The organism is Chamaesiphon polymorphus CCALA 037 (assembly GCF_003003845.1).
Lineage (GTDB): Bacteria > Cyanobacteriota > Cyanobacteriia > Cyanobacteriales > Chamaesiphonaceae > Chamaesiphon > Chamaesiphon polymorphus.
This window is the reverse complement of sequence record NZ_PVWO01000538.1, coordinates 1-3,734: the sequence shown is the minus strand read 5'-3', so window position 1 is coordinate 3,734 and position 3,734 is coordinate 1. Positions and strand designations below refer to the sequence as shown.

Below are 3,734 nucleotides of genomic sequence, written 5' to 3'. Positions count from 1 at the left end.
ATATCCCATTTTGGTAATTTTGACAAAAAGATCGGGAATAAATTGTATCCTCGCCTACTCCTGACACTAAAGCCAATCTGTATGACAATAGATAAGCGCGAGATTCTCCTTTGGGGAGGTTGCGCCAACGATGCTCATCAGCTTGATTAAATTAAATGTATATCGCTCTAAATTGGTTAAAAGAACTAGTAGACTGCCAACTAGATCCGGAAACGTTGGCGCAAACCTTGACACTGGCTGGATTTGAGGTTGAATCGATCGAGGATCGTAGCACTTGGGCGGATGGTGTTGTCGTCGGGCGAGTGCTGACGCGAATTCAACATCCCAATGCCGATAAATTAAGCGTTTGTACCGTCGATGTCGGCGGCGAGGAACCGCTGCAAATCGTCTGTGGTGCGGCAAATGTCCGTGCGGGCATTCATGTGGCTGTTGCTACCGTGGGGACTTATTTACCCAAAGTTGACTTAAAAATCAAACCTGCGAAGCTACGGGGCGAAAAATCGGAAGGGATGATTTGTTCGCTCTCAGAATTGGGTTTGACTAAAGATTCGGAAGGAATTTATATCTTTGGCGAAAGCGAAGATCCCCAAACACCAGCCATCGGTACCGACGTGCGCCCATTATTAGGCTTAGATGAGATCGTTCTCGATCTCTCTTCCACTGCCAATCGTGCCGACGCGCTGAGTATGGTAGGGATTGCTAGAGAAGTCGCCGCGCTCACAGGGGGAAAATTGAAATTACCTGCTGTCGATATGTCGGCAATTGCCAAGCAACCGCAACTTACTGTCAGCGTCAGCGAAACTCAGGCGTGCCCCGTTTATTCAGCTACGCTGATTGAGGGCGTTCGAGTTAGTCCATCGCCAGAATGGCTCCAACGTCGTCTCCAATCGGCTGGTATTCGCCCGATTAATAACGTCGTGGATGTGACTAATTACATCCTGCTGGAATGGGGACAACCGCTACATGCCTTTGATGCGGATAAATTGCAAGCAGTCAGCGGCAACCAAACCATCCAGATGGGCGTTCGCAACAGCCAGAAGCAAGGAGAGACATTAAAGACGCTAGACGGGCAAGAACGCCAGCTCAACGCTCAAAATCTCCTAATTACCGTTAGCGATACCCCCGTTGCCCTAGCAGGTGTCATGGGTGGCGAAAATACCGAGGTGGACGAAAGCACTCAAAACATTGTCCTCGAAGCGGCGATTTTCGATCCCGTCGCGGTGCGGAAATCGGCACGGAGCCAAGGCGGCATGAGATCGGAAGCATCGACGCGGTACGAACGGGGTGTCAACTTTGCAGAGCTAGAGACAGCCACTCATCGGGCGATCGAGTTACTCGTTCAGCTAGCTGGTGGTAAGATTAGCTGTCAAGATGTCAGCGATCGTCGTCCAGACTTGACCCTACAGCCACGCACGATTAAACTGCGGTTGGTACGATTGAATCAAATCTTAGGGCCGATCGATGATGATGGCGAACCTGGGGAAATTAGTACCGCAGATGTCGAGCGCACGCTAACAGCGTTGGGATGTCAATTGACAGCGACGTTAGACGATAAAGAAGAAACCGTCTGGGATGTTGTGGTACCGCCTTACCGTTACCGCGATTTGGAACGGGAAATTGACTTAATTGAAGAAGTTGCCCGCCTGTATGGTTACGATCGATTCATGGATACGTTGCCATCAGAATCAGCGGCGGGTTTCCTGTCTTTAGATGAGGAATTATTGCGCCAAATTCGGGCGGCGTTTCGGGCTGTGGGTTTAAATGAAGTCGTCCAGTATTCATATGCCATTGAGAAATTAAATAACGGCTCGCAAGTCGAAATCGTCAACCCGATGTTTGCCGAATATTCTACTTTGAGATCGGAATTAATCTCCGGTTTGATTCAAAGTTTCCAAACCAATCTCGCCCAAGGTAATGGCGCATTCCAAGCCTTTGAAATTAGTAAAGTCTTCGGACGCGATGAGACAGGTTTGACAGAAACCGATGTCTTAGCAGGCATCGTCGGTGGCGATCCTGGTGTCGGACGCTGGACGACTGGCGGTAAGCCTCAACCCCTCACCTGGTATGAAGCCAAGGGAATGCTCGATAGCGTCTGTCAGAGCCTGAATATCCCGGTAGAATATCAAGCAGATCGATCGGATGAAAAACTGCATCCAGGGCGCACGGCGTCATTATGGTTAGAGGGTCAAAAATTGGGTTACTTCGGACAATTACACCCCCAACTCCGTCAGGAAAAAGATCTCCCAGCGGAGGTATATGTCTTCCAACTTAACCTCGATCCGATCCTCAATTATCTCGCAGCCGAAGAGCGGTTAGTACCAGTATTTAAAAGTTATTCTACCTATCCCGCATCCGATCGAGATATTGCTTTCTTTGCCCCGATCGATCTATCTTTAGCAGATATTAAAAAATCGATCGTCAAAGCTGGCGGTGAGTTATTAGAAGACGTCGAAGTCTTCGACGAATATCGCGGTGCTAATGTCCCCGACGGACAACGGAGTCTGGCAATTCGATCGATCTATCGCGCACTCGATCGCACTTTAACCGATACCGATGTCGAGCCGTTACAACAAAAAATTCGCGATGTTTTAGTCGAGAAATTTCGTGTAACTCTCCGGAGCTAGGAGCGATATCTCATCACCTCGCTGTGGTTAAAAAGAGACCCTCAAAGTTGGCGGTATGGCTTATAAGAGTAGTCTAGATTGGGCAACCCAAATGGTGAGGATGGTGAGTCACAAAGCTCTAGCGCAGTCAAAGATCTAATGGGTATAAAAAAATGGCAGTCGTTAGATTACTAACGATTGCCATTCAAATTTAAAACCCCGATTTCCTTTCGTAAACAGATGCAAATGAGAGCAGCAGTTACTAAAAAAATTTTTGATGTTGGTTACCGACCTAATTAGCTATAACCAACCTCACATCACAAAGATAACCCGATCGTAGACACACCGCCATCAGCCATTTCACCTATATCCGCTCGCCGCTTCCACAGTCGCCATCAGATCTGCGCCAGCTCAGACTATTTTGGATTTTGCGGATGCAACCACGCGGAGAATGGAGGAGCATGTGTTTGAGTCAAGACGGATTGCAGATTGCGGATAAATTGCTCCTTGTCTCCCCCGCTCCCATTAACTCAAGATTCATGCGAGCTTTCTTCCTGCATGGCATCTTCCAACACATGACGAGTACTATTCCAGGCTAAAACCCCCGCGAGCGTGACAATGCCACTCATCACCCATAATACTCGCTGGAGGCCAAATTGCTCGGTCAACGGGCCAACAATTAAGAGAGGGACGGCTACGGCAATATTAATCGCATTATTCTGAAACCCAAACACTTTGCCGCGCATCGATTCTGGTGTTTTTTCTTGGATGAGCGTTTGCATCGGTACGGCAATTAATGACGCGCCAAATCCCAAAATCCCACCACAGAGCAAACCAATGCGGATGTTATTGACAAATGTAAATATGGCCATCACCGCACTCATACCAATAAATCCAATTAGTGGTAGTGATTTTTGTTGAATCCGGTTGCCAAAATGGCCTAAAACCCCAGCTCCAAAGACTAATCCAATTCCAGCGGCGGCTACCAATGAGCCAAACTGTTCTGGTTTCAAGCCTACTTCTTTCGTCAGTTCGATTGAGAGCACGGGCAATGCAGCGATCGTAAAAGATAATACCGCCACTTGCAGCATGGCACTTAATAAAATTTTATTGGTGCGAAGATATCGAAAT

The 3,734-nt window shown here is 48.0% G+C and carries 2 protein-coding genes; one reads left to right on the top strand and one right to left on the bottom strand.

What is annotated here, in order from left to right; translation table 11 throughout:
* Positions 1 to 155 precede the first annotated feature (155 nt).
* Positions 156 to 2,624 carry a phenylalanine--tRNA ligase subunit beta gene (gene pheT / locus C7B77_RS25960; RefSeq protein ID WP_106311799.1) on the top strand — a complete coding sequence of 823 codons (2,469 nt, stop codon included), beginning with the start codon at positions 156 to 158 and terminating at the stop codon, positions 2,622 to 2,624.
* Between the two features lie 509 nt (positions 2,625 to 3,133).
* Here pheT and C7B77_RS25955 read toward each other — a convergent pair.
* On the bottom strand, positions 3,134 to 3,734 hold a 601-nt coding region (locus tag C7B77_RS25955), incomplete at its 5' end, for an MFS transporter (protein ID WP_146138523.1).

What these genes read in the sequence shown, in the direction of transcription:
- pheT (WP_106311799.1), top strand. Translation starts at nt 156, where the DNA reads ATGTATATCGCTCTAAATTGGTTAAAAGAACTAGTAGACTGCCAACTA.